General features: G+C 63.3%; 21 protein-coding genes. 10 read left to right on the forward strand and 11 right to left on the reverse strand.

The window, feature by feature from the left end; genetic code table 11:
- Positions 1 to 309: 309 nt before the first annotated feature.
- Together IE095_RS17470 and IE095_RS17475 are read right to left on the reverse strand one after the other, a co-directional pair.
- Complete coding sequence (locus tag IE095_RS17470) at positions 310 to 1,245, reverse strand: alpha/beta fold hydrolase (protein WP_189413444.1); 936 nt, start codon at positions 1,243 to 1,245, stop codon at positions 310 to 312.
- A complete protein-coding gene (locus IE095_RS17475; protein ID WP_189413446.1) occupies positions 1,242 to 1,529 on the reverse strand; it encodes an SCP2 sterol-binding domain-containing protein in 288 nt (95 codons plus the stop codon). Before IE095_RS17475 ends, IE095_RS17470 begins: the two co-directional genes overlap by 4 nt.
- Before the next feature lie 64 nt (positions 1,530 to 1,593).
- Here IE095_RS17475 and IE095_RS17480 point away from each other — a divergent pair, with 64 nt between their 5' ends.
- The 5 genes from IE095_RS17480 (at position 1,594) to IE095_RS17500 (ending at position 6,524) form a co-directional block, all read left to right on the forward strand.
- The gene (locus IE095_RS17480) at positions 1,594 to 2,151 is read left to right on the forward strand and encodes a tetratricopeptide repeat protein (RefSeq protein WP_189413448.1); all 558 of its coding nucleotides are present in this window, start codon (positions 1,594 to 1,596) and stop codon (positions 2,149 to 2,151) included.
- A 12-nt stretch (positions 2,152 to 2,163) separates the two neighbouring features.
- A complete protein-coding gene (locus tag IE095_RS17485) occupies positions 2,164 to 5,019 on the forward strand; it encodes a helicase-related protein (protein WP_229804923.1) in 2,856 nt (951 codons plus the stop codon).
- A gap of 48 nt (positions 5,020 to 5,067) precedes the next feature.
- Complete coding sequence (locus IE095_RS17490; RefSeq protein WP_229804908.1) at positions 5,068 to 5,334, forward strand: RNA-binding S4 domain-containing protein; 267 nt, start codon at positions 5,068 to 5,070, stop codon at positions 5,332 to 5,334.
- A gap of 55 nt (positions 5,335 to 5,389) precedes the next feature.
- On the forward strand, positions 5,390 to 5,728 hold the full coding sequence (fdxA, locus tag IE095_RS17495) for a ferredoxin FdxA (RefSeq protein WP_189413452.1): 339 nt from the start codon (positions 5,390 to 5,392) through the stop codon (positions 5,726 to 5,728).
- A gap of 286 nt (positions 5,729 to 6,014) precedes the next feature.
- Complete coding sequence (locus IE095_RS17500; protein ID WP_189413453.1) at positions 6,015 to 6,524, forward strand: CarD family transcriptional regulator; 510 nt, start codon at positions 6,015 to 6,017, stop codon at positions 6,522 to 6,524.
- Positions 6,525 to 6,576: 52 nt separating this feature from the next.
- Here IE095_RS17500 and cobS read toward each other — a convergent pair whose 3' ends face one another.
- Positions 6,577 to 7,302, reverse strand: a complete 726-nt coding sequence (gene cobS, locus IE095_RS17505) for an adenosylcobinamide-GDP ribazoletransferase (RefSeq protein WP_189413456.1) — start codon at positions 7,300 to 7,302, stop codon at positions 6,577 to 6,579.
- An 81-nt stretch (positions 7,303 to 7,383) separates the two neighbouring features.
- Between cobS and cobT the strand changes: the two genes are divergently transcribed.
- Both cobT and IE095_RS17515 read left to right on the forward strand, forming a co-directional pair.
- On the forward strand, positions 7,384 to 8,394 hold the full coding sequence (cobT, locus tag IE095_RS17510; protein ID WP_189413459.1) for a nicotinate-nucleotide--dimethylbenzimidazole phosphoribosyltransferase: 1,011 nt from the start codon (positions 7,384 to 7,386) through the stop codon (positions 8,392 to 8,394).
- A 163-nt stretch (positions 8,395 to 8,557) separates the two neighbouring features.
- A complete protein-coding gene (locus tag IE095_RS17515) occupies positions 8,558 to 9,301 on the forward strand; it encodes a hypothetical protein (RefSeq protein WP_189413461.1) in 744 nt (247 codons plus the stop codon).
- A gap of 134 nt (positions 9,302 to 9,435) precedes the next feature.
- Here the strand turns inward: IE095_RS17515 and IE095_RS17520 are convergent, their stop codons facing one another.
- From IE095_RS17520 to IE095_RS17530, 3 genes are all read right to left on the reverse strand, one after another.
- On the reverse strand, positions 9,436 to 9,594 hold the full coding sequence (locus IE095_RS17520; RefSeq protein ID WP_189413464.1) for a hypothetical protein: 159 nt from the start codon (positions 9,592 to 9,594) through the stop codon (positions 9,436 to 9,438).
- Between the two features lie 252 nt (positions 9,595 to 9,846).
- Positions 9,847 to 11,715, reverse strand: coding sequence for a cation:proton antiporter domain-containing protein (locus tag IE095_RS17525; RefSeq protein WP_189413554.1), 1,869 nt, complete (start codon positions 11,713 to 11,715; stop codon positions 9,847 to 9,849).
- A gap of 61 nt (positions 11,716 to 11,776) precedes the next feature.
- Positions 11,777 to 15,061, reverse strand: a complete 3,285-nt coding sequence (locus tag IE095_RS17530; protein WP_189413466.1) for a hypothetical protein — start codon at positions 15,059 to 15,061, stop codon at positions 11,777 to 11,779.
- A gap of 176 nt (positions 15,062 to 15,237) precedes the next feature.
- Between IE095_RS17530 and IE095_RS17535 the strand changes: the two genes are divergently transcribed.
- Positions 15,238 to 15,927 (forward strand): SIMPL domain-containing protein, encoded by a 690-nt coding sequence (locus IE095_RS17535; RefSeq protein ID WP_189413468.1) that lies wholly within the window; start codon positions 15,238 to 15,240, stop codon positions 15,925 to 15,927.
- Positions 15,928 to 16,030: 103 nt separating this feature from the next.
- Here IE095_RS17535 and IE095_RS17540 read toward each other — a convergent pair whose 3' ends face one another.
- The 3 genes from IE095_RS17540 to IE095_RS17550 all read right to left on the reverse strand — a co-directional run bounded on the left by IE095_RS17540 (position 16,031) and on the right by IE095_RS17550 (position 19,187).
- A complete protein-coding gene (locus IE095_RS17540) occupies positions 16,031 to 17,308 on the reverse strand; it encodes an O-acetylhomoserine aminocarboxypropyltransferase/cysteine synthase family protein (RefSeq protein WP_189413470.1) in 1,278 nt (425 codons plus the stop codon).
- A 74-nt stretch (positions 17,309 to 17,382) separates the two neighbouring features.
- Positions 17,383 to 18,660, reverse strand: coding sequence for a calcium-binding protein (locus tag IE095_RS17545; RefSeq protein ID WP_189413472.1), 1,278 nt, complete (start codon positions 18,658 to 18,660; stop codon positions 17,383 to 17,385).
- A gap of 74 nt (positions 18,661 to 18,734) precedes the next feature.
- On the reverse strand, positions 18,735 to 19,187 hold the full coding sequence (locus tag IE095_RS17550) for an Lrp/AsnC family transcriptional regulator (RefSeq protein WP_189413473.1): 453 nt from the start codon (positions 19,185 to 19,187) through the stop codon (positions 18,735 to 18,737).
- Between the two features lie 73 nt (positions 19,188 to 19,260).
- Between IE095_RS17550 and IE095_RS17555 the strand changes: the two genes are divergently transcribed.
- Positions 19,261 to 19,854 (forward strand): LysE family translocator, encoded by a 594-nt coding sequence (locus tag IE095_RS17555; protein ID WP_189413475.1) that lies wholly within the window; start codon positions 19,261 to 19,263, stop codon positions 19,852 to 19,854.
- Here IE095_RS17555 and IE095_RS17560 read toward each other — a convergent pair.
- Together IE095_RS17560 and IE095_RS17565 are read right to left on the reverse strand one after the other, a co-directional pair.
- Positions 19,851 to 20,858, reverse strand: coding sequence for a GT-B fold glycosyltransferase domain-containing protein (locus IE095_RS17560; protein WP_229804910.1), 1,008 nt, complete (start codon positions 20,856 to 20,858; stop codon positions 19,851 to 19,853). The two genes, IE095_RS17555 and IE095_RS17560, sit on opposite strands and share 4 nt — an antisense overlap.
- 33 nt (positions 20,859 to 20,891) lie before the next feature.
- Positions 20,892 to 21,932 (reverse strand): hydroxyacid dehydrogenase, encoded by a 1,041-nt coding sequence (locus IE095_RS17565; protein WP_189413479.1) that lies wholly within the window; start codon positions 21,930 to 21,932, stop codon positions 20,892 to 20,894.
- Positions 21,933 to 22,040: 108 nt separating this feature from the next.
- Between IE095_RS17565 and IE095_RS17570 the strand changes: the two genes are divergently transcribed.
- Positions 22,041 to 22,703: a GntR family transcriptional regulator gene (locus tag IE095_RS17570; protein WP_189413481.1), complete on the forward strand. Its 663-nt coding sequence runs from the start codon at positions 22,041 to 22,043 to the stop codon at positions 22,701 to 22,703.
- Positions 22,704 to 22,769: the final 66 nt, after the last annotated feature.

Below are 22,769 nucleotides of genomic sequence, written 5' to 3' on the forward strand. Positions count from 1 at the left end.
ACGGCAGTTCGTCTGCCGTGGGCAGTCCCGTTACCCCCTGAAACGCCGGTTTCCCCACCATTCCGTCCTCCTGAACACGGTCCGCCGACTTGGCCCGGACCGTTCACAATATTTCAAGAATGGCAGACCAAGGGCGGGGGGCGAAACCTTGTTGTGAAAGTGTCAATTTTGGGAATTCACCCAAGATTGGAGCAATATCAGGGAAAATGCACAACCATTGGGCGAGTTGTCGGTAACGATTGTGGGGTTCTGCGCGGTTGTTGGGCAAAAGCTCGGATAGCCGCAGCCGTCCAGCCGGACAGTGCCGAATCAGGAATGGCTGCGCAGAAAATTTATCGCCGAATCGTGAAACAATCCGCACAACACCGCCCTTTCCATCGGCAGTTCATGCCGGGCACCGGCGACCAGCTGCAACTTGCCGCCGGGCCAACGAGCCATAATGCGGTGAATGGGCGCGGTGGCGACAATGGCTTCGTCGGACCCCAACAGAGTCAGCGCGAGCAAGTCCGGCGGCGTAACACGTTGACACCACGCACATTCCAGCAGCGCGGCGCGGAGCCAACCCAAAGTCGGGCCGCCCAAAGCAAGTTCGGGCACGGCGACAAGTTGGTCGCGCAGCCACGTGAACACGCTCTGGTCGCTGGTCAGCAGATTGCCGTTGGGCTGTGCCGTCAGAACATAACTTTCTGCGGCGGTCATCGGGGTCAGCCGATGCGCCTGCCGCCCGATATGTGCCAAGCGCGAAACAATATGGGCGACAGGCCGCAGATGCGGCGGGATGCGCAGCCCCCACATCGGGGCGGAAAACACGGCGGCAGCAAAGCTCCGATTTTCGATCAGCGTGCGCAAGGCGATGGTACCGCCCATCGAATGCGACAGGATATACCAGGGTCGGGGCAGGGCCATTGTCTCGGCCATGGCAATCATCTCGGCCACGTCGCGCTGGTAATGCCGGAAATCCGCGACATGCCCCAGCCGCCGGTCCCGCGCCAGCCGGTCGGAAAGCCCCTGTCCCCGCCAGTCGATGGTCAGTGTGTTCAGCCCCGCCGTCGCCATCGCCGCTGCCGTCGGCCCGTATTTTTCAACATATTCGCCACGGCCCGGAAACAGGAACACTGTGCCGGCCCCCCCCCCGCGCCACAGCCCCAGCCGCAGCCGCACCCCATCGGTCGCCTGCCGCCAAAAGGCCACCCCGCCGTCCGGCCCCCGTGCCATGTCGGCATGAAAGGGTGCTGCGCCACTCATGCCAAGGCCTGCGCCAGTTTCATCGCCAGCCCCATGCTGCCCTCGATCTGCAACTTGCCCGACAGATAGGCCGGCATCGGTTTCAGTGTGCCCTCGAAAAGGGCGCGGAAAACCTCGGCTTCAGCGGTCAGGGTAATGTCTGCCGGATCGTCACCCGCCCGCACCCCCTGCGGATCCAGAACAAAGGCCCCATGCCCCGGCAGCACGAATTTGGCGACGCCATCGGGAAAGACCGTTCCCCTTTCGGTGAGCATGGCCACGGCGGCCTGAATCATATCCGACATCTTGCTATCCTGATCGTGACAGCCTGCCTCTGGCGTTTTCGCCGGGGCTTGCTAGTCTGCGCTTATGAAAGCACGCGCAAGGTTTCACAATCATCTATTCGCAGGCGTCTTGGCCCTGATCCTGTCGGGCCCGGTCTTGGCCGATCCGGTGCGGCTGGACGACTTGTTCGACCAGCTAAAGACTGCGGATGCCGAACAAGCGGAAAAGCTGGAGCGGGATATCCTGCTGGAATGGTCGAAAACCGGATCGCCCGCCTTTGATCTGCTGCTGGAACGTGGCGGCGAGGCGATGGCAGCGGGCGACTTTCCGACCGCCATCGAACATCTGACGGCGCTGATCGACCATGATCCGGAATTCGCCGAAGGCTATAATGCGCGGGCGACGGCCTATTATATGGCGGGGGAGATCGGGCCTTCGATTGCGGATATTCGCAAAACCCTATCGCTGAACCCGCGGCATTTCGGGGCGATGATGGGCTTTGCGATGATTCTGGAAGAGTTGGAGAAACCGGATGAGGCGCTTGAGGTCTATAAGGCGGCGCTTGCTATACATCCCCACCTGTCTGGCGTAAGTGAAGCCATCGAGCGGCTGGAAACGGCCAAAAGCGGGCAGGGTATTTAAGGGCCTTCGGTGATACAGGAACGGGGCAGGGTGACGGCGGTCCTTGGGCCGACGAACACCGGCAAGACGCATTATGCCATCGAAAGAATGCTGGGCCACCGCACCGGGGTCATCGGCCTGCCCTTGCGTCTTTTGGCGCGCGAAGTTTACGACCGTATCGTCAAGGCGCGGGGCCCGTCTGTCGTGGCGCTGGTGACGGGCGAAGAACGGATCGTTCCCGAACGGACGCAATACTGGGTCTGCACGGTTGAGGCGATGCCCTTGGAAATCGGGGCGGATTTCGTGGCGGTGGACGAGATCCAGCTTTGTGGCGATCCTGAGCGGGGCCATGTCTTTACCGACCGGCTTTTGCGGGCAAGGGGCTTGCTGGAAACGATGTTTCTGGGGTCGGATGTGATGCGGGGGGCGATTGCGGCGCTGATCCCCGGCACGACCTTCATCCGGCGCGAGCGTTTTTCGACGCTGACTTGGGCCGGTTCGAAAAAGATAAGCCGGATGCCGCCGCGCAGTGCCATCGTGGGGTTTTCGGTTGAAGAAGTCTATGCCATCGCCGAACTGATCCGCCGGATGAAGGGGGGCTGTGCCGTGGTGATGGGGGCGCTTTCGCCTAGAACCCGCAATGCACAGGTGGCTTTGTATCAGAACGGCGATGTGGATTATCTGGTGGCAACCGATGCCATCGGCATGGGGCTGAACCTCGATATCCAGCATGTCGCCTTTTCCGGCACGCACAAATTTGACGGGCGGCGGATGCGGGAACTTTTCCCGCATGAGATGGGCCAGATCGCCGGGCGGGCGGGGCGGTATAAGGTTGCGGGTACGTTTGGTGTGACGGGCGATGCCAGGCCGCCAGAGGAAGGTGTGATCGAGGCAATTGAAAACCATCGCTTTGCGCCGATCCAACGGCTGAACTGGCGCAATGCCGCGCTGGAGTTTGGCACGATTGACAGGCTGATCGGGGCCTTGGAGGCCCCGACCGAAAACGAATGGCTGACCCGCGCGCGGGAAAGCGATGATTTGCAATCGCTGAAATCCCTCGCCGCGATGCCCGAGGTGCGCGACCGCGTGCGCGATCCCCGCACGGTGCAACTGCTGTGGGATGTGGCCCGCGTGCCCGACTTCCGGGGGCGGACGGGCGGGGATCATGTTGGTCTGCTGGCCCGGATTTTCGATTTCATCCAAGGCGGCAAGATCAGCAGCGACTGGCTGGCCAAATCCATTCAGCGGATCGACCGGACGGATGGCGACATTGATGCTTTGTCCAAAAGACTGGCGTATATCCGCACCTGGACTTATGTTTCGCAACGTTCCGGCTGGGTTGAAGATGAATCCCATTGGCGGGACGAAACCCGCGCGGTAGAAGACCGCCTGTCAGATGCGCTGCACGCGGCTCTGACCCAACGATTTGTCGACCGGCGCACCAGCGTTTTGCTGCGGCGGTTGAAACAGAAGGAGAGCCTGGTGGCTGACGTAAACGATAAAGGCGAAGTGACGGTCGAGGGTGAATTCATCGGTCGTCTGGAAGGCTTCCGCTTCCGCCAGGACAAGACAGGCTCGCCGGACGAGGCGAAAACGCTGCGGCAAGCGGCAGTGCAGGCTTTGCGGCCGGAATTCCATCTGCGGGCCGACAAATTCTACAATGCGCCCGATACGGAAATGGATTTCACCGAACAGGGCGGCCTGATGTGGGGCGGCAGCGCCGTGGGCAAGCTGGTCAAAGGCCCCGAGGCTCTGCGCCCGCAGGTCGAGGCTTTCGTGGATGAGGATGCAGGCGACGAGGTGGCCGACAAGGTCCGCCGCCGGATGCAGCATTTCATCGACCGGAAAGTGGCGGCTTTGTATGAACCCCTGCTGGCCATGGGCCGGGACGAGGCTTTGCAAGGGCTGGCCAAGGGCTTTGCCTTCCGGATGCTGGAAAATCTGGGGGTCGTCGCGCGGGATCAGGTGGCCGAGGATGTGAAGGCGCTGGATCAGGAATCGCGCGGCGCTTTGCGCAAGCATGGCGTGCGGTTCGGGCAATATACCGTATTCTTGCCGGCGTTGCTGAAACCCGCCCCGACCCGTCTGCGTCTGGTGCTTTGGTCGCTGTTCCAAGGGCTGGAGGAATTTCCCGAAAGCCCGCCGCCGGGTCTGGTGACGATCCCGAATATCGCCGAAGTGCCGAAAGCGCATTACACGCTGGCAGGCTATCACCCGGCAGGGGCGCGGGCGATCCGCATCGACATGCTGGAACGTCTGGCCGACATCCTGCGGCAAAAAGACAGCCGTGCGGGATTTGAGGCTGTGCCGGAAATGCTGTCGATCACTGGCATGACGCTGGACCAGTTTGCCGATCTGATGGGCGGTCTGGGCTATAAGGCGGAAAAGGGTGAAAGGGTCAAGGTCAAGGCGGCACCGGCCCCCGCGCCGGTGGCGGATGAAGCGGCCCCCGTGGCCCCGATCACCGAAGAAGAGACAGCCCCCGCGATGGCCGAAGCCTTGGCTGCCGAACAGGCTCCGCCGGAAATGGAAGGGTTCTATACCTTTACCTGGGCGCCGAAGCCGCGCTTTGCCCCCCGTCCGCCGCGTGAAGGTGGTGGCGGTCGTCGGGACAACGCGCCCAAGGTCGAAGGGGCCGAAGGCGGCGACCGTCCGAAGGGCGACTTCAAAGGCAGGCCACGCGGTGAGGGTGGGAAACCCCGCCATGACGGCAAACCGGGTGGCAAACCGCAGGGCGACCGCCCGCGCGGCGACCGCAACGACAAACCGCGCGGCGACAAACGGGACGACCGCCCGAAACAGTTCGAATCGCGTCCGCCACGGGCCGAAAAACCCATCGACCCCGACAACCCCTTCGCCGCGCTGATGGCGCTGAAGGGCAAGGTCTGATCCTTGGCGCGGGGGGCTGGCACGTCTGGTCCACCCCCCAGCGCATCCTTGCGTGCCGACAAATGGCTGGTCTTTGCCCGTTTCGTCAAAACCCGCGCCATTGCCGCTGAAATCATCGAATCCGGTCATCTTCGGGTCAATGGGGCCAAGGTGAAAAAGCCGGGCTATGGGCTTTCGGTGGGCGATGTGCTGACCTTGGCCTATGCCGACAGGGTCCGCCTCATCCGCATTCTGGATCTGGCCGAACGCCGTGGTCCGGCGACCGAGGCGCAGCAGCTTTATCAGGATCTGGATGCGTCACCCCCGCTTGAATGATCCCATGCGATGGTCTAGCTAGACCCCCTGTAGCGAAAGAAGCCCGAGACGCCCGATGACCTATGTCGTGACCGACAACTGCATCGCCTGCAAATACACCGACTGCGTGGAAGTCTGCCCGGTAGACTGTTTCTACGAAGGTGAGAACATGCTGGTGATCCATCCGGATGAATGCATCGATTGCGGCGTCTGCGAACCGGAATGCCCCGCTGATGCGATCCGGCCGGATACCGAGCCGAACTTGGACGACTGGGTCGCCTTCAACCGCAAATATGCGGAAATGTGGCCGGTGATCACGACCAAGAAAGACAAACTGCCCGAGGCCGAAGAGCGGGATGGCGAGACCGGCAAGCGTGAGAAGTACTTCTCGGAAGCGGCGGGCGAGGGCGGTTGACCGATTCGATTCGGCCTGTGCCAAAGCCTTCACAAAGTCCTAAATTGCATCAAATCCGGGCGATTTCGCCCGGAATCAGGCTTTGCTGAAACCTGCCGCCGTTGGAATCAGGCGAAAAATGTGTTATGCATTCGTTACGAAATAATCATGGCCCCCTGACCGACGCCTCAGGAATGCATCCCTGAGACGGGCAATTATGTGACAAAAAGACCTTCGGTGCGGGGCATCTGGCCCGCGTCAAAGGTTTTTTGGTGCCGGGGGCCGGGCTTGCGAGGAAGCGAACCACATGACCAAAGCGAAGAAACCCGAATTCCGTCCGAACGAATTCGTGGTCTATCCGGCGCATGGCGTCGGCAAGATCGTGTCGATCGAAGAACAGGAAATCGCCGGGCTGCGGCTGGAACTGTTTGTCGTGTCCTTTGAAAAGGACAAGATGACGCTGCGGGTGCCGACGCATCGGGCAACGGAAATTGGGATGCGTCCTTTGTCGGCGCCGGATGTGGTCAGCAAGGCCTTGGACACGCTCAAGGGCAAGGCCAAGGTGAAACGGGCGATGTGGTCGCGCCGGGCGCAGGAATATGAGCAAAAGATCAACTCGGGCGATCTGTTGTCGATTGCCGAAGTGGTGCGCGACCTGCACCGCAGCGACGATCAGCGGGAACAAAGCTATTCCGAACGCCAGCTTTATGAGGCGGCGTTGGAACGGCTGACGCGTGAAGTGGCGGCTGTTTCGGGCGTGGACGAGGCCGGGGCGGCGAAACAGGTTGGTTCCGTTTTGACCTCACGCGCGGCCTAAGTCTTTGCTTGCTTGCTAAGATGAAAGGGCGATCCGCAAGGGTCGCCTTTTGTCATGCAGCCAGAAAGATCAGCAGGGCGGCCTCGGCCAATTGTTGGGATGCACCCAAGACATCCCCAGTCTGGCCGCCGATCTTGGTCTGGGCGGTGAAGGCAAGTGCAAGCGTGACGGCGACGGTGATGATCAGGGCCGGAATCAGCCAAAAGCCGAAGGCGGGCAGGGCAAGGATCGAGGCGAGGGCGAGGCCCGCAAGCGCAGTGGAAACAGCAGGCCGCCCGACAGCGCGCGACAGGCCGCCGGGGCGGGCGTTGGGCATCAGGGCCATGAGCAAGGCCATGGGCGCGCGCGACAGGGCGGCCACAGCGATCAGCGCCCAGAAGGCACCGCCCATGGCGATAACACTGGTCAGGGCCGTCCAGCGCAGCAGGGTGACGATCAGCAGGGCCAGCACGCCATAGCTGCCGATGCGGCTGTCCTTCATGATCTCCAGCCGCCTTTCGCGGGAATGCCCGCCCCAGAAACCATCGGCGCAATCGGCAAGGCCATCTTCGTGCAGACCGCCCGTCAGCATGGCTTGCAGGCCAAGGATCAGGGCGGCGGTGATGGTGGGGGGAAGATGGAGGGTAAGGGGCAGGCTGGCGATCAGGGCGACGGCAAGCCCGGCGAGGGGCCAAGCCCAGGCCGAGGCGGCGGCGGTGGGCTGATGCGGGGGCAGGGGCAGGCGGGTCAGCAGGGCAAGGGCAGAAAGAAGATCGTTCCGCAGGTCGGAATTGGCCATGAACATGCCCTTTCGGTGCTGGCAGAAGTGTTGGGGATGGCATAGCCAATGGCCAGCAGACAATCCAGCGAGGAGCGCGCGATGACCCTTTCCTTTGCCAATCTGGCCGAATTCCGTGCGGTCCTTGCAGGGGCCAAGGGGCCGGATCAGGCCGCCGTCGAAGGGGCGCGGGCGCGGAACGGGCAGCTGACGAAGCCGCCGGGGGCCCTGGGGCGGCTGGAGGAACTGGCGATCTGGTATGCGGGCTGGCAGGGGAAGGCGCGGCCCGAATGGAAAGCACCGCAGGTCATCATCTTTGCAGGCAATCACGGGGTCGCGGCGCGGGGGGTTTCGGCTTTTCCGGCGGAAGTGACGGTGCAGATGGTCGCGAACTTCAGGCACGGCGGGGCGGCGATCAATCAGTTGTCGCGGTGTTTTGGCGCGGAAATGCAGGTTCATGCGCTGGAATTGGATCGGCCCACGGCGGATTTCACGCAAGCGGCGGCGATGAGCGAGGATGAGGTTGTCGCGGCCCTAGGCGCGGGCTGGCAGGCGGTGAACCCGGCGGCGGGGGTGCTGGTGCTGGGGGAGATGGGGATCGGGAACACGACGGCGGCGGCGGCCATGGCGCAGGCTTTGGTCGGCGGCGGCGGTTGGGCCGGGCGGGGGACCGGGGTGGATGATGCGGGGCTATCCCGCAAGGAACAGGTGGTGGCCGAGGGGCTGGCCCTGCATGCGGCCGCGCTGGCCGACCCTTTGGAGGTGCTGCGGCGGCTGGGGGGGCGCGAGATTGCGGCGATGACGGGGGCGTTGGCGCGGGCGCGGATGCTGGGTTTGCCGGTCCTTCTGGACGGGTTCATCGCCTGCGCTGCGGCGGCGGTTCTGCATGCGGTGGCCCCCAGCCTGCTGGATCATGCCGTCGCGGGTCATGCCAGCGCCGAGGGGGCGCATCGTCGGTTGCTGGCCCATCTGGGCAAGGAACCCCTGCTGGATCTGGGGCTGCGGCTGGGCGAGGGCTCGGGGGCGGCGCTGGCCTTGGGCATCCTGCAAGCGGCGGTGGCCTGCCATTCGGGCATGTCCACCTTTGCCGAGGCCGGGGTGGCGGGAGGGTGATTTCACGTGTGAAAATCTGTGTAAGGGGTTGATTATAAATGTGAATTATAAAGTTTGAATATGTTTTAGTTGTCATTGGAGTGATTGCACTGTGGCAAAATAGAGCTTGCCAGACTAAACGGTATACGGCACCTCTGCTTCCGACGGATTGAGGAAGCAAATCATGACTACTAAGTTAAAAAAGAAATTTTTAACCAAAAAATATTTTCTAGCAAACGGCTTTACCCGGCTGAAAATGAAAGGTTATGCACTTTTCTGCTCAATTTTCCTCGCGCTTCCTTCTTTTGCACAATCTGTGCAGTTATCTGACGAAGATAAATGCCAATTGAGCCGCAACGTTATCGATGCGATAGGGCCAGATGGGACAGTCTCTGAAATTGATGTTGCTATCTCATCTGCGGAAATTGTAGCGTCTTGCAATAAAATTTTGATTGATAGTGCAAGTGAACAGCGACCTCTTTTCGAACTTGCGCTCGCTTACATTTTGGATCAGCAGTACGACCAAGCAAGGGCAACACTTTCTGAATTGCTGATCCTTGATCCCTTTGATCATACTTCATATTTTCTTAGGGCAGCTATTGCGTATAGTGGAGATGGCGATCCAGTATCCGCATTGTCAGATGTTGAACTTGCGATCAGAGTTGCAAAAGATTTAAATATGAGAAATCCAAATGTGTATCCTAAGCCCATTGGAAATTATTATTTGCTAAAAGCGGCTTTAGAAATGAAAATTATTTTAAATTCTGGACTGAGAAATGCGAGCAAGAAGTGGCAATTGGATCGATTGTCAAATTTCCTTCAGGAATTAAAGAGAAACTCCAAAGAACAAAGTTCTGTGGAGTTCATCGAAGGAATTTCTACTTTGGAAGCAAAGGTTGATTCTGCCATCGCTGCGCTTGATCCATAGAACGTGCTATCCTACTCCCCCCTTTCTACCTCTAGAGTCCCAATCAGCGCGGTTTCTATTGCGGCGTTTAACTGTTTGGCACGGCGACACTTGCGCAAGGCATCGTTGTTCTAAAAACCTCTCTAACCGTATTCCTACAGCCGTTCCCCTCCCGGCCCCGGTGCGCGCCGAAGGCGCAGGGGCCAGCGCCTGCCCGTCCCGGCGGGCTGGCGCTTGGGTGATGTCAGCGCATCGATCTGATCGAGGATGAGTTTGGCACCATAAAGTGCGCCGACGGGCCGTTGCTGCGCCATCCCACGGGCAGGCGCTGGCCCCCGCTTGGGTGGTGTAGAGGGGGGGGCGGGTGGTGGGTTTCATCCATCCTACGGGTGCCCCCCACCCCTGACCCCTCCCCACGGGGGGAGGGGGAGCGCGTCGATCTGATCATGGAGGCTTTGGGCACTATAAAGTGCGCTGACGGGCCGTTGTTGCGCCATCTCACGGGCAGGTGCTGGCCGCGGCTTGTGTGGGGTGGAGAGGGGGGCGGGTGGTGGGTTTCACCCACCCTACGCCTGAGGATTTTTGCCCGCCCGTTCCGCCTCGAGCGTGCCGATCAGCGCGGTTTCCATGTCGGCGTTCAGTTCCTTGGCGCGGGCGACATAGGCGGCGTTGGTCTCAACCGGTTGGCCGGGCACCCAGAGGGCGGCCAGTTCGCGCAGGCCGGCCCTGTCCATCTGGAAATAGGTGCGGGAAAGCTGGGCGGCCTCATAGTCGCTGAAACCGCTGTTTTCCAAAACATAGCGACCGGCGCGGATGGCGGAGTCGAAGGTTTCGCGCACGATGTCATTGGCGCCCGCCTGAAACAGTTCATAGGTGTGAATCCGGTCATGGGCGCGGGCGACGATGTGCAGGTCGGGCCGCGCCTGCCGGGCAAACCGGGTGATGGCGGTGGCCTTGTCCGGTTGATCGACGGCGACCACCAGAATTTGCGCCTGCATCAGCCCGGCCGATTCCAGCAGTTCGGGGCGGGAGGGGTCGCCGAAATAACCCTTGACGCCAAAGCGGCGCATGGTTTCGACCATGGAAAGATCGCTGTCCAGCACGACGGTCGGCACGCCCGACGAGCGCACGAGCCGGTTGACCACCTGTCCAAACCGCCCGATGCCCGCGATCAGCACGGGGGCGCGTTCGTCGATCTGGTCGGGTTCGCGCTGGCTGTCGGCCTCCCGCAAGCGGCGGGAAAGTGCGTCGTGGATCAGGAACAGGGCGGGGGTCAGCAGCATGGAGAGGCTGATGATCAAGAGGACCGTTTGCCCGACATCGGCGGGCAGGATCGACTGGGCCAAGGCGATGCTGACGATCAGAAAGCCAAACTCGCCCGCTTGGGCCAGACCAAAGGTGAAAAGCCAGCGGTCGCGCGGGGGCAGGTGGAAGATGCGGGCGAGAAGCCAAAGGACGCCGGCCTTGAGGGCGATCAGGCCAAGGGTCAGCAGGATCAGGCGCAGGGGTTCGCTGGCGACCAGCCCCATGTCGATGCCGATGCCGACGGTCATGAAGAACAGGCCCAGCAGCAGGCCTTTAAAGGGTTTGATGTCGGCCTCTAGCTGGTGGCGGAATTCCGAGTTGGCGAGGACGACGCCGGCCAGAAAGGTGCCCAAGGCGGGGGAGAGGCCGACCATGATCATGAGGAAGGCGATGCCCAGCACAAGGAAGAGCGAAAAGAAGGTGGACATTTCGGCCAGCCGTGCGCCGTGGATAAAGCGGAAGGCGGGGCGGGAGAGGAAGTGACCGGCCAGAACGATGGCGGCGACGATGGCGAGGGTCAGGAGGCCGCCCGCCCAGCCGGGCAGTTGTTCGACAAGCGTGAGGATGGGTTCGGCGGCACCTTCGTCAGCATGGGCCTCCGCCGCGTGGCGGGCGGAGGGGCTGGCGAGCAGGGGGATGATGGCGAGCATGGGGATGACGGCCAGATCCTGCGCCAAGAGGACGGCAAAGGACGCGCGGCCCCCGGCGCTGCGCATCAGCTTTTTCTCCTCCAGCGTTTGGAGGACGATGGCGGTGGAGGAGAGGGAGAGGATGAAGCCGAGGACGAGGGCCGCCTGCCAGGTCTGGCCCAGGGCGAGGGCGACGGCCAGCACGGCGAGGGCGGTGAGGCCGACCTGTGCGCCGCCGAGCCCGATGAGGCGCTGGCGCATGGCCCAAAGGGCGCGGGGGTCGAGTTCAAGGCCGATGAGGAAGAGCATCATGACGACGCCATATTCGGCGACATGTTGCAGGTCGGTGGTTTCAGCCCCGGCGAGGCCCAGGGCGGGGCCGATGAGCATTCCGGCGGCGAGGTAACCGAGAACTGAGCCAAGGCCCAGACGGACGGAAATGGGGACGATCAGGACGGCGGCGCCGAGATAGAGGCTGGCCAGAAGCAGGAAACTTTCCATCATCACCCGAATGTTGTTCGGGCTATGCTTGGCGCAAGGCGGATGGATTGTCTATGGGCGGTCAGCCCTTGGGCATTTTCAGCGCATACATGCGCCCGCCCTTTTGATAGCGGAGTTCGTCGGCGGTGATGGAGGCGACAGTGCCGCCTTCGACGCGGTCGCCGACCTTGACCTTTTTGAAGCGGCCGTTCGACTGGCGGACCAGCGCGTGGCGGTCAGAAGCGGTGCCATAGACGCCGATGAGGCCGGTTTTCGACAGGTTGTAGGCGTTGGAGAAGGTGGCCTTCTTTTCCACCGTGCCGGTGAGGCGGGCGGTGCGGCGTTCGGGGGCGGCTTCGGGCTCGTCATCGGCCTCGGGCTCCACCCGCTCGGGGCCTTCCTCGGCCTTGGGCTTGCGGACGCGGAGGCCGGATGCGGCGGCTTGTTCCTGAGGCGGGGGTTCGGCGGCGGCGACCTGAATGGGTTGTTCCTGCACGGCGGCGGCGACGGCGGCCTCGACCGCTTTGCTGAAATTGTCGGGCTTCTGGGCGGGACGGGGGGAAAGGGCGACGGCCAAGGGGCTGATCGGGCCATCGGCGACCAAGGCGAGAGAGGCAGCTTGGGAGGCTTCGCGGGCGGCGGCGGCAATTTCGAAGGCCTCTTGCGGGCGGGCGCGGGGGCGGGATCCGGCCAAGCGGGTGTCGCCCGGCGGCTGATCCAGTGCGGCGTCGTCATCGGCGGGTGTTGCGCCTTCGACCGGGGTTTCCGGCGGGGTTGCGGCGGCTGGCGCGGGGGCGAGACCTTCGGGCCGCGCACGGGGCTTGGTCCCGGCCAGCGTCGGATCGGCCTGAAACACGTCAGAGGCGGCAATTTCGGTGGTGGGCAGTGTTACTAGACCAGCGGCGGCGGCGGCATCGGTGGGTTCGGCGGCAACGGTCGAACCGCCGATGGCGGCGGGGCGAGGGGGGGGCAGTTTGACGGGTTTGCCCGCGATAAGGGTGACGCCATCAGGGGTGACGACGCCCTCGGGCGTGGGCTGGATGCGGCCATCGGCCCCAAGTTGGAAGACGGTGCCAAAGGGCGGCGGGGCGACCTGCGCCATGGGCGCGCCATCGGTGGCGGTATCGACCCCTGGCAGACCAAGGGCCGGGGCCGCGGCGGGCGGCGCATCGGCGGTGGCCAGGAAAATCTCGTCCTGGCCATCGGCGAGGCGCACCGGTGCGGCACGTTCCGAGGCGGTGGTTTGATCGCCCGCCGGGGCGGGTTCGGTGGTGACGGGTTCGGTGACGGCAGATTCTGCGGCAGCGGTTTCGACAGGGGCCTCTGCCGTCGCAGTCGGTTCGACCGTGGTGGCGGTTTCGGGCGTTTCGGCAGGTTCGACAGGGGTTGCCGTTTCTGAAGTCGGTTCAAGGGTGGCGGTTTCGACCGGAGTTTCGGTTGCTACCGGTTCGGCAGGGGTTTCTGACGCTGCGGTTTCCGCAGGGGCAGGGGTTGCCGTCATTTCTGCCTCGGGCTGGCCATCGGCCAGCGCTTCGGGGTCCACTTCTGCCTCTGGCGCATCGGCAGGGGCGTCGGCGGTCGAGGCGGTCAGGCTGCCCTCTTCCGATGTGGCGTCGGGCGCAGGTGTTTCCGTCGTGGGCTCGGCCGCCGCCAAGGCCTCGGGCCGGGGTTCGGGTTCAATGGTGGTTTCCGCCGGAACATCGGCCAGGGCCGTCGGATCGTCTGCCGGAGGGGTGGGTTCCTCGATGATCGCCGCAGGCTCGTCCAGCGCTGCCGTTTCCACCGCATCGGCCTCGGTTTCGACCGCTTCGGGTGTCGTCACCGTTTCCTCGGCGCTGACCACGGCGGTATCGGACGGGGTTTCATCGTTCGAGGCAAGGTAGAAGGACGACAGCGCCGCGACCACGGCCAGCAACAACAGCAGCCCGCCGGTCAGCATCAGTCCCAGATAGCGCGGCTTGCCCCGCTGCGCGGCAGGGCGACCGGCCAAGCCCCCCTCGAACCCGCCGGTGCGCTTGACCGCTGCCGCCCCTTTCGGCGTGGCGCGGGGGTCGGCGATAGGGCCGCTGGTGGTGACCTTGGCACGCCGTTCGGGCGAAAGGCCGGGAATGCCGGGCGCGGTCACCCTGGCGTTGCCGCCCAAAGCGGCATTGGCGGCGGCGGCCGGCGAAGATCTCTGGCCGCCCAAGGCCGGAGGTTTGCCAGCCAAGGGCGGCGGTGTCTTGCCAAGGGGCGCCGCCTGCGGGGCGGCGCCGCTTTCTGCAACGGTCCGTCGGCTGCTGAAGGCCGGGACGACGAGGGGCGGCTCTTCGGCCTTGGGCGGCTGCGGAACAGGCTCCGGCTGCGGTTCGGGTTCCAAGGGGGCAGTCAGAGTCAGGGTGCCCTGATCCTCATCCTCGACATCCAGCGCGACGGGTGCTTCCTCGGCCTCGATCTCAGCTGGGGCCAGTGGCTCGGGTTCGGGTTCCACAGCCGGCGGCGTTTCGACAGCCGTCTCTGCAACCATCTCGACAGGGGCCGCTTCGACCGGGTTTTCCAACTCGGCCTCTGCCGCCGGTTCGGCTGCAGGCAGTTCCATGTCCACGACCGCCGCAATCGGCGCATCGGTTTGCGTGGCAGATTCCGAAGGCTCCTCGGCCACCGGCACGGGCGTTTCGAGCATGGCCGTCGCCAGCACGATTTCGGCCGCCGCCTCGACCATGTCGTCCGAAGGGGGCGCGGCCTCCATCGTCGCGGCGGCCAATTCTTCGGCCACTACATCAACCGGCGGTTCCTCGACGGTTTCCGCGATAACCTCTGCCGCAGGCTCGGCGGCCGGCGGGGCGGCTTCGGCCAAGGCCTCTTCCGCCTCGCGTTCCACCGTTTCGCCGGCGGTCAGGCTGACCTCGGCATGGGCCGCCGGGCCAAAGAAGGGTTCGCCTGCGAATTTGGCTTTGTCAGGCCGCGCTTCAAAGCTGACCGGGTTGAATTTGTATTGGACGGCGAATTGTTCGGCCTCGTCCAAAGTCTCGCGGGCGACGACGGCCACCTTGACCATCGGCCCTTCGCCCGACCAGTCAAAGACCAGTTCGTCGACCTCGTAGGGTGTCCGCCCGGCCAAAGCGGCGCGGATCTGGTCCTGTTGCAATTCGCGGCCCGGACCGGGGGCCTCGACCTCATCATACAGAATCTGGCTTTCGGGCAGGATCAGCTTGGTGGCAAAACCGCTGGGCGAAAGCCCAAGGGCCGTGCGCCGCAGTGTGGCCAGTTCTTCGCCCAGGTCAGGGCTGTCCAGCGACGCCACGCCGACCTCGATCCAGCGGCGCCCGTTGCGGTGCAGCAGCTCGATGCGTTCATGCGTCAGATTCAGAGCAAAATTGGGTTTCATTGACAGCGATCTAGCACAGCTTTCGGGGGGGCGGCGAGAGTGCGCGCCTTTGCGCCCCCGGTTTATAGCAGGAATCCGCCAAAGTGAAGAAAAAGGCATAAGTGCCGCCAAGGAAAGGCTTGCAGCGCGCGTTGAACAGGCGAAGAACAACGCACAATCCTGAAGGAGGGTATTTCATGCGCGTCTTTTCATCCCTGATGCTGGCCTCGGCGCTGGCGATGGCCCCGATGTCTGCCGTTCTGGCGCAAGAGGCCAGTGTGGTGGTCAATGGCGAGGGTTTCGTCGATGTGGCCCCGGACATTGCGACGATCAATCTGGGTGTGACCACTACCGCGGACAGTGCGGCGGCGGCGATGGCGGCCAACAGTGAAGCGGTCAATGCGGTGATGGAGCGGCTGGCGGCCTCGGGTGTGGCGGCGTCGGACATCCAGACGGCGAACCTGTCGCTGGGGCCGGATTATTCCAGCTATGACAGCAGCACGGGCGGGGCGCCGTCGCGCTATGTCGCGTCGAACTATGTGAATGTGCAGGTGCGCGATCTGGCGAAACTGGGCGAGATTTTGGATTCGGCGATTGCGGACGGGGCGAATACGCTGAACGGGATCACCTTTGGTCTGGCCGATCCGCGTCCGGCGCAGGACAAGGCACGGGCAGCGGCTGTGGCGGATGCGCAGGCGAAGGCGACGCTTCTGGCTCAGGCGGCAGGCGTGGCCTTGGGTCCGGTGACGGCTGTGGTGGAGGCGGGGGGCTATGTGAACCCGACGCCGATGTTCAAGCGGGAAGCGTCGGATGCGGCGGTGCCGGTGGCGGGCGGTGAGCTGTCGGTGCAGGCGAATGTGACGGTGACGTTCGGGAAGGTGGAGTAAGGGTCGGGGCAGGGCCCCGACCGACGCCTCTGCGGTCCGGCGACCAGCCGGGCCGTGTCTGCTGTGGTAAGATGGGCAGCATTGCCCATCTTACGCCAGTACATCAGGCGCTGGCGTTCAGCGCCTGATCCAGATCGGCGATGATATCCCTTGGGTCTTCGATGCCGATGGACAGCCGCACCATGTTGTCGGCGGCCCCTGCCGAGGCGCGTTGTTCGGGGGAAAGCTGGCGGTGGGTGGTGCTGGCGGGGTGGATGACCAACGAGCGGGTGTCGCCAAGGTTGGCCACATGGCTGAAGAGTTTCAGGCTGTCGACCAGTTTCACACAGCCCTCATAGCCCGATTTCAGCGCGACGGTGAACAGGGCGCCCGGTCCCTTGGGGGTGATCATCTTGGCAAGCTGATGATAGGGCGAGGATTTCAGGCCCGGATAGGTGACGGAAGCGACGCGGGGGTCGGATTCCAGCCATTCGGCGACCATCTGCGCGTTTTCCACATGGCGCTGCATGCGGAGGGCCAGGGTTTCGATGCCCATCAGCGTGTAATGGGCGCCTTGGGGGTTCATCGTCATGCCCAGATCGCGCAGGCCGACGGCGATGGAGTGGAAGGTGAAGGCCATCGCTCCCAGGGCCGCGTGGAAGTTGAGGCCGTGATAGGCGGGTTCGGGCGCGGCGAGAGAGGGGAACTTGCCGCTGGCCGACCAGTCGAATTTGCCCGAATCCACCACAACGCCGCCTGTCACCGTGCCATTGCCGGTCAGGTATTTGGTGGCGGAATGAACGACCAGCGTGGCCCCGTGTTCGATGGGGCGGCAGAGGTAGGGGCTGGCGGTGGTGTTGTCGACGATCAGCGGCAGGCCTGCGTGGTTGGCCACACGGGCGATGGCGTCGAGATCGCTGATCGCCCCGCCGGGGTTGCAGATGGTTTCGCAGAACAGCGCGCGGGTGTTGTCGTCGATGGCGGCGGCGATGGCCTTGGGATCATCGAAATCGACCAGTTTCGCTGACCAGCCGAATTTGCGGATGGTGTTGGTGAATTGCTGGATGGTGCCGCCGTAAAGCCGGGTTGAGGCGACGATGTTTGTGCCGGGCTGCATCAGGGGAAACAGCGCCATGATCTGGGCGGCATGGCCCGAAGAACAGCAGACGGCCCCCGCGCCACCCTCCAGCGCGGCGACACGGGCCGCCAGTGCTGAAACAGTGGGGTTGGTCAGGCGGGAATAGATATAGCCGACCTCAGCCAAGTTAAACAATTTCGCGGCGTGGTCGGCATCGCGGAAGACAAAGGCGGTGGATTGATAGATTGGCACCTGCCGGGCCCCGGTGGCAGGATCGGGGGCCGTTCCGGCGTGGATGCAAAGCGTGTCAAAAGCATGGGTCATGGTGGGCTCCTCCGGTTTGGGGGGAGCCTAGGCGCGGGCGGATAGGCTGTCCAGTCTGCCCGCGCTGAAACGGATCAGGTCAGAACATAAGTGATGTCGTCGCGGGTCAGGGTCGCGTTTTGTTGCAGATCGACGATCAGGACGGCAGCCTGTCCGCCCGCGCCATCGGCATCGAACCACAGCGATTTGTCGGTGGTGCGAAAGATGAAGCGGTCGTCCGCATCCTGGGCCACATTGTCGGCCCGCGCGCGGAACTGGGCAGCGGTGGGGCTGAACCCGGTTTTGCCAGCGAAGTTGAAGGTCAGATACAGAATATCCTCGGCCCCATCAAAATTGGTGATCGTGTCGCCAAAATCAGTAGTGGACTTGAAATAGAAGATATCCGTATCGCTGCCACCGCTGATGGTATCGGCCCCGGCACCGCCGATGAGGTGATTGAAGCCATTGCCGCCGATCAGACGATCATCGCCCGACCCACCCATCAGCGTTTCAGGGCCAGAACTGCCGCGCAGGGTGTCATTGAAAGCCGTGCCTTTGATCTTTTCGATGCTGGTATAGCTGTCACCGGCTGTAATCCCGGTGTTGACGCCTGTGCCGTTCAACGAAACGTTGATACCAACCGTCGATTTCGACAGATCAAGCATGTCATTGCCGCTGCCGCCGTTGAAGGTTTCGGCGCGCTGTCCTGGGCGGAAAACGTCATCGCCGTCCTCGCCATAGATGGTGCCGACAACGCGGCCCTTTCCGCGCGCTTCATACAGGTCGTTGCCTGCGCTAAAGTCGATATCCCCGCGCATCAAGCCGGAATTGATGATGATGTCGCGGGCTGGGATCACAGGCCCGAATGAAGCACCCGCGAAAGACAGACTAACCCCATAGATCGAACCCGTGTTGACCAGACGGCCGATCCCATCGCTGGAACTGCGCATGACGCCGATATTGCCGCTGATCGTGCCAGAATTCGTCAGAATGGCCTGAGGACCTGCATCGACACCGAAAACAACGCCAAAGGCCCCAAGAATGGTGCCCGCGTTCTGAAGCACTTGGCCCGAGCCATAAATCACCGCACCGGCGGCAAAGGATGTCGTGCTGCCACCGACAAAACCGCCGACTTTGACCATCAGGCTGTTGCCCATGTTGCTGGCATCATCACCAAGTTGGACGCCGTTGCCATTGGTGGCGTGGATCGTTCCGGCGACGGTGACGGCATGGCCATTGCCTGCCCCCTCGACCGCGTTGTCGTTTGTTGCGATCAGCGTGACACCTTTGCGGATGATGGCATCGTCGCCATCGACGGGCAGCGTCAGGGCGACATCGGGGGTCAGGATGCTGCCGGGTTTGAAAAGCGTCATGGGAATGGCCTTTGCAGATAGGGTGGGATCAATCCGCGACAATCTGCAACGATTTCACCCGCCGGTAAAGGCTTTCAGGCCCTTTCGTCCTTGGGGCTGCCCAGCACGACGAAGGTGGTGATCGAACCCAGATTGGGCAGGGTGCCCAGAACATCGGTGTGGAAGTGTTTGTAATGCGCCAGATCGCGGGCCTCGGCCCGCAGAAGGTATTCGACAGACCCCGTGATGTTGTGGACTTCGCGCACCTCGGGCGCGCGGGCGATGGCGCGTTCAAAGCCCTCTTGCGCGGCCTTGGTGTGGCGGGCGAGGCCGACGGTGAGATAGGCGAGAAAGCCATTGCCCGTCTTGGCCCGGTCGATCACGGCGCGGTAGCCGCTGATTACGCCCTTTTCCTCCAACGCCTGTGTGCGGCGCAGGCAGGCGCTGGGCGACAGGTTCACGCGGCCTGCCAGTTCCAGATTGCTGATCCGGCCGTCGCGGGACAGGATGCGCAATATATGTTCGTCGATGTCGTCGAGTTTGATCATGGATTGCAGAAATAGCGCAATAGGCCGCATCTTTGCAATAACATGCGGCGGGATTTGCGCCAATCATTGCGCCATGTCACATGAACTCCTTCTTGCCCTTTTGGGTTTCGCCTTTGTCACCTCGATCACGCCGGGGCCGAACAACATTATGCTGATGACCTCGGGGGCCAATTTTGGCTTTCGGCGCAGTCTGCCGCATATGTTGGGGGTCAGTCTGGGCCATTCGCTGTTGGTCTTTCTGACGGGTCTTGGCATTGGGGCGGCCTTTCGGGTTTTCCCGGTGTTAGACGTGGTGCTGAAGGTGGCAGCGGTCGCGTATATGCTGTGGCTGGCGTGGAAGATCCTGCATGCTGCCGCACCGGGCGAGGGGGCCGAAGGGGGCGCACCGCTGACCTTTGTGCAGGCGGCGGCGTTTCAATGGGTGAACCCGAAGGGCTGGGCGATGGCCTTGGGGGCGACGGCGGCCTATGCGCCGGGCGATACGGTCTGGGCCTATGGTTTGGTGGCCTTGGTCTTTTGTTCGGTGAACCTGCCCAGTGTTTCTGTCTGGACGCTGGCGGGGCAGGGGGTGCGGCAATGGCTGACCACCGGGGGGCGGCTGCGGCTGTTCAACGGGGTGATGGCGGTTTTGCTGGTGGCGTCACTGGTGCCGGTGATCTGTCACTAACGCAGCCAAAGCCCGGCGCGTTTGATGGCATTGCGCATGACCCATTCGCGGCGGGGCAGGGCTGTGCGGTCGAACATTGCCCGCACCTCGGCCCCTTTGCCCTGCCAGATCATGCGTTTGAAGGCGTCATGTTCGCGCAGGACTTTCTTGATGCGGTTGGGGGCGGTGACCTGTTCCAGAACCTGCACGACGCGGTCGCTTTCGCGGGCGTAAAGCAGGGGGAGGGTGCGCCAATGGCAGGTGATGTCACCGTCGAGGCCTGACAGTTCCGGGCCGGGCCTGCCGCCGCCAAAGGCATGGACCACAAGCGGGAGGGTGATCTGGTCGAGCCAGGGGTAAAGCTCTTGGCAGACGAGTTCATCGGGCGGGTTGTCGCGGAGGCTTTGGGCATATTCCAGAAGGCGCGCGCCAAAGGCCTGGGGGCTGGCGTGAAAGAACCAACCGGCGTTGAAGTAAAGGTAACGCCGCCAGTATTCGTCGGGCTGGGTCAGATCGAGGCTGCTGACGAAATCGAGGTTGAAGCGGTCATAAAGCGTCTTCCAGAGGCCAGTGTAGCCGGGGCCATAGAGTTCGGGCTGGGGCCAGGTGCCTTCGACGCGGAGGCTGGCGGAGGGTCGGTTGAAATCGAAAGCCACCTGATCCAGCGGGCCGCAGATGAGGGTGTCGGTGTCAAGAAAGAGAAAGGGTTCGTCAGGAAGGGCGGCCAGCGCCTCAATCTTATTGCCTTGGGGGTAGTCTTGGCCGAAGACGCGGCTTTCAAAGGGCAGAAAGACCGCGCCCAGTTCTTGCAACAGATCGCGCGCGGGGCCGTTGGGCACGCGGGGATCGCCTTTCCACAAGGCCCCGGGCTGGGGTTCCGCCAGATAGAGCTTGCCCGCGAAACGGGGGGCCATCGCCCGCAAGGAGGCCGCCAGCAAGACCGCCTCATAGGTCAGGCGACCGGATTGGGCGACGGCAAGGATGTTGAAGGCGGGCATCGGGGGGCTTTCGTTGATTAGGGCCATCCTATCGCGAAAGGCTGTGGCCTTGTCAGCCCCCTAGTTGACGCTGACGGGTTTGGAGCGCATCCGCGCGACGGTTTCGCGTTCGGCGCGTTTGCAAACGCCGGGCGGCAGGCGGCGTTCCAGAAGGCTCAGGTCTTCCCACACCATCTCGCCCATGCGTTTGAAGGCCTGATCCAGCGCCCCGGCGCGGTGGGCAGAATGCAGAAGGCCGGGAATCGCGCGGAGGGCGCTGTTCTGGGGCAGGGGTTCTTCGGGGTAGACATCGGTTGCGGCTTGGATATGGCCGGATTGGATGGCGGCGGCGAAGGCGTCGAAATCGACGACGGCGGCGCGGGACAGCAGCAGGAAGGCAGCACCGGGGCGCATGCGGGCGAAGGCTTTGGCATCCAGAAAGCCCTGATTGTCGCTGGTGACGGCGGCGACGCAAAAGACGGTGTCGCTTTGTTCCAGAACGGTTTCCAGCGTGGCGGGTTCTGCGCCAGCGGCGCGGATGAGGGAAGGGGCGACCCAAGGGTCGTGGATGCGGATTTTGGCGCGAAAGCCCGACAGAACGCGCAGCAAAGCGCGCCCCAGATCGCCAAAGCCGATGATGCCGATTTCGGAACCTGACAGCAGGCGGGCAGTGGTGTTGCCCTCACCCCCCCATTTCTCGCGCCCGGCGCGGAAATCGGCGTCGGCGCCGTGGATGTTGCGGGCAAGGGACAGCGCCAGCCCCAGACCGATTTCGGCGACAGGTTCGGCAAAGACCGCGCCGGTGGTGACGACATGGATGCCCCGCTGAAAGAGGATCTCATAGGGCATGTTGTTCAAGAGGTTCGATTCGACGTTGAAAATGCAGCGCAGATTGGGCATCGCGGCCAAGGTTTCCGCCGAAAGCGGTGGCTGGCCGATAATATAGCGCACTTGGGCGAGTGCTGTGGGGTCTAGTGCTGCAACCTCGGTTTCGGGGCATTCCAGCAGGCGAAAGCGGGCGCGGAGTTCGGCCAGCCGTTCGGGGGTAAAGATCAGGTCCAGCGAACGGGGTTCGGGGGCGCAGAGGATCAGGGGTTTGTCGGCGGGCTTTTCGGCGGGCATCGCTTGCTCCATTTTGTCACAGGCTGGGCGGGACGGGGCGGAAAGGCAAGTGGCCTTCTTGTCAGGCGCAGGCCATGCGCTAAGGTGCGGGGAAAGAGTGGGGGCGGGATGCAGGACGAAGACGGGCGCAAGATACCGACGCATGAGCGGACCTATGCCCGCCTGCGCGACATGGTGCTGTTCGGCCATCTGGAGCCGGGCCAGCCGGTGACGATTCAGGGGCTGGTCGAGGCGCTGGAGGCGGGTATGACCCCGGTGCGCGAGGCGATCCGGCGGCTGACGGCGGAAGGGGCGCTGATGTTGCAGGGCAACCGGCGGGTGGTGGTGCCACGGCTGACGCGGTCGGGGCTGGAACAGATGGCCTTTGTGCGGCTGGCGGTGGAGCCGCATCTGGCGGAACTGGCACTGGCAGGGCTGACGCCTGCGCTGATCGAAAAGCTGGAAGCGGTGGATCAAGGGATCAACGCGGCCATCGCAGCGGGGGATGTGCCCGGCTATCTGGAAGGCAACCACCGCTTTCACTTTGCGCTCTATGACGTGTCGGATGCGCCGGTGCTGGAAGACATTGCGCGTTCGCTGTGGCTTCGCTTTGGTCCGTCGCTGCGGGTGGTGGCGGGGCGCTATGGCACCGGCAGCCTGCCCGACCGGCATGGTGAGGCTTTGGCCGCGATGCGGGCGGGGGATGCGGCGGCACTGGCGCGGGCCATCCGCGAGGATATCCAGCAGGGGGTGGATCAGGTGGCGCAGGCGCTGGCGGCGGGGGAAATCTGATCCGGCGGCATGGCCTTTGGCCATAAGCCTATGCGTGGCCTCCGCTTCGCTGCGGCGGGGGGGCAT

The organism is Neogemmobacter tilapiae (assembly GCF_014652215.1).
In the GTDB taxonomy this organism is placed as follows: Bacteria; Pseudomonadota; Alphaproteobacteria; order Rhodobacterales; family Rhodobacteraceae; genus Neogemmobacter; species Neogemmobacter tilapiae.

Coding starts and splice junctions, on each gene's coding strand:
- IE095_RS17470 (WP_189413444.1), bottom strand. CDS start 1,245: ATGAGTGGCGCAGCACCCTTTCATGCCGACATGGCACGGGGGCCGGAC.
- IE095_RS17475 (WP_189413446.1), bottom strand. CDS start 1,529: ATGTCGGATATGATTCAGGCCGCCGTGGCCATGCTCACCGAAAGGGGA.
- IE095_RS17480 (WP_189413448.1), top strand. CDS start 1,594: ATGAAAGCACGCGCAAGGTTTCACAATCATCTATTCGCAGGCGTCTTG.
- fdxA (WP_189413452.1), top strand. CDS start 5,390: ATGACCTATGTCGTGACCGACAACTGCATCGCCTGCAAATACACCGAC.
- IE095_RS17500 (WP_189413453.1), top strand. CDS start 6,015: ATGACCAAAGCGAAGAAACCCGAATTCCGTCCGAACGAATTCGTGGTC.
- cobS (WP_189413456.1), bottom strand. CDS start 7,302: ATGGCCAATTCCGACCTGCGGAACGATCTTCTTTCTGCCCTTGCCCTG.
- cobT (WP_189413459.1), top strand. CDS start 7,384: ATGACCCTTTCCTTTGCCAATCTGGCCGAATTCCGTGCGGTCCTTGCA.
- IE095_RS17515 (WP_189413461.1), top strand. CDS start 8,558: ATGACTACTAAGTTAAAAAAGAAATTTTTAACCAAAAAATATTTTCTA.
- IE095_RS17520 (WP_189413464.1), bottom strand. CDS start 9,594: ATGGCGCAGCAACGGCCCGTCGGCGCACTTTATGGTGCCAAACTCATC.
- IE095_RS17525 (WP_189413554.1), bottom strand. CDS start 11,715: ATGGAAAGTTTCCTGCTTCTGGCCAGCCTCTATCTCGGCGCCGCCGTC.
- IE095_RS17530 (WP_189413466.1), bottom strand. CDS start 15,061: ATGAAACCCAATTTTGCTCTGAATCTGACGCATGAACGCATCGAGCTG.
- IE095_RS17535 (WP_189413468.1), top strand. CDS start 15,238: ATGCGCGTCTTTTCATCCCTGATGCTGGCCTCGGCGCTGGCGATGGCC.
- IE095_RS17540 (WP_189413470.1), bottom strand. CDS start 17,308: ATGACCCATGCTTTTGACACGCTTTGCATCCACGCCGGAACGGCCCCC.
- IE095_RS17545 (WP_189413472.1), bottom strand. CDS start 18,660: ATGACGCTTTTCAAACCCGGCAGCATCCTGACCCCCGATGTCGCCCTG.
- IE095_RS17550 (WP_189413473.1), bottom strand. CDS start 19,187: ATGATCAAACTCGACGACATCGACGAACATATATTGCGCATCCTGTCC.
- IE095_RS17555 (WP_189413475.1), top strand. CDS start 19,261: ATGTCACATGAACTCCTTCTTGCCCTTTTGGGTTTCGCCTTTGTCACC.
- IE095_RS17560 (WP_229804910.1), bottom strand. CDS start 20,858: ATGGCCCTAATCAACGAAAGCCCCCCGATGCCCGCCTTCAACATCCTT.
- IE095_RS17565 (WP_189413479.1), bottom strand. CDS start 21,932: ATGCCCGCCGAAAAGCCCGCCGACAAACCCCTGATCCTCTGCGCCCCC.
- IE095_RS17570 (WP_189413481.1), top strand. CDS start 22,041: ATGCAGGACGAAGACGGGCGCAAGATACCGACGCATGAGCGGACCTAT.